Raw genomic sequence first — 1517 nt, forward strand, 5'->3', positions numbered from 1 at the left:
GGCCAAGTCGGATCGGTGCCAGAGACCATCGATCAAATCGCCCGATGCAGGCAGCCCGATCAGGCTGCCTTCTTGCGGGTATCGTAGACATGGTCGACGAGCCCCCAGGCCTTCGCTTCCTCGGCGGTCATGAAATAGTCGCGGTCGAGTGTGCGCTCGACCTCTTCATAGCTTCGGCCGCAATGGCGGGCGTAGAGTTCCGTCATGTGGCGCTTGGTGCGCAATATATCCTCGGCATGCCGCTGGATGTCGGAGGCCTGGCCCTGGAAGCCGCCAAGCGGCTGATGCAGCACGATCCTGGTGTTGGGCAGTGCGATGCGGCGCCCTGGCGCTCCCGCCATCAGGAGGAACGATCCCATTGACGCGGCAAAGCCCATGCACACCGTCGACACCGGGCAGGAGATGTACTGCATCGTGTCGTAGATGGCGAAGCCGCTGGTCACCACGCCGCCGGGCGAATTGATGTAGAGCGAGATCTCCTTCTCGGGATTGTCCGATTCCAGCGACAGAAGCTGCGCGCAGACCAGGGCCGAAACGCTATCGTTGATCTCTCCGTTGATGAAGACGATGCGTTCGCGCAGCAGCCGCGAAAAGATGTCGAAGGCACGTTCGCCACGGCTCGATTGCTCGATCACCATCGGCACAAGGTTTGCAAAACCGCTCATTGCTTCTCTCCTTGGTCGATCAGGCTGCGCGCAGCATCATGCGGGGGGCGTTGGCGGCGAGGGGATATCCGCTTGCGGCAAGCGAGATTCCGCAGCCGGCGCTGCCGCGCATCGCGACGGCGGGCTGCGCCACCGCGAAGTCCCCATGGATGATGCGCAGCAGCGTGCCGCCGGACGGCGTGCGTGCGAGCGTGAAGGTTACGGTGCTGTCGAAGCCTGCTGATCCGTTGGCTTCGCCGGCCGCAGGCCTCTCGCGCCAGGAATAGCGCAGTCGCTTGCCGGGTTCGGCATCCAGCACCTCGCATTCGATCGGCGTGTCCGGCGTGGCGAAGGCGAAGCGCTTGCCGATTTCGGGCATGATATTGTTCGGCATCATCCATGCCGCCAGAATCTCTGGCACGGTCAGCGCGCGCCAGACCTTTTCCGGCGGATCCGGGAGTTCGCACTCGAAGCTGAGCGGCGCATGGTCGATGGCCGGGTGCTTGATGGCAGTCATTGATCCATCTCCTTCAGAACCGTCTTCAGTTTTTCGATGCGTTCGGGCCAGAAGGCACGGTAGCGCTCGATCCAGCCGAGCAGGGGATCGAGCCCTTGCGGAGCGGCGCGGTAATAGGCGTTGCGGCCCGACCGGCGCTCGGTCACCAGGCCGGCGCCGCGCAGCACGGCGAGATGCTGCGAAACCGCCGGCTGCGACACGTTCGTGCCGGCCCGCAATTCCGACACGGTCATTTCCCCGCCGGAAAGGCGCTCATAGACGGCGCGTCGGGTCGGGTCAGCCAGCGCCCGGAAAATCTCTGACTCGATCATGTCAAAAAGATAAGTGGATACTTATCGATTTGGCAAGCGTCTTCT

The 1517-nt window shown here is 63.2% G+C and carries 3 protein-coding genes; all 3 read right to left on the reverse strand.

Annotated features, from left to right (window positions below):
* Nucleotides 1–59: 59 nt before the first annotated feature.
* From J0I79_RS35050 to J0I79_RS35060, 3 genes are read right to left on the reverse strand one after another with little or no spacing between them, the layout of a single operon-like run.
* Entirely contained in the window at nucleotides 60–665 is a 606-nt protein-coding gene (locus J0I79_RS35050; RefSeq protein ID WP_292582316.1) for an ATP-dependent Clp protease proteolytic subunit, read from the reverse strand.
* A gap of 19 nt (nucleotides 666–684) precedes the next feature.
* Nucleotides 685–1161 (reverse strand): SRPBCC domain-containing protein, encoded by a 477-nt coding sequence (locus tag J0I79_RS35055; RefSeq protein WP_292582317.1) that lies wholly within the window; start codon nucleotides 1159–1161, stop codon nucleotides 685–687.
* Complete coding sequence (locus J0I79_RS35060) at nucleotides 1158–1472, reverse strand: metalloregulator ArsR/SmtB family transcription factor (protein ID WP_292582318.1); 315 nt, start codon at nucleotides 1470–1472, stop codon at nucleotides 1158–1160. The genes J0I79_RS35055 and J0I79_RS35060 overlap by 4 nt, the downstream gene beginning before the upstream one ends.
* Nucleotides 1473–1517 lie beyond the last annotated feature (45 nt).

Origin of the sequence: Mesorhizobium sp. (assembly GCF_017306585.1) — a bacterium.
Classification (GTDB): domain Bacteria; phylum Pseudomonadota; class Alphaproteobacteria; order Rhizobiales; family Rhizobiaceae; genus Mesorhizobium.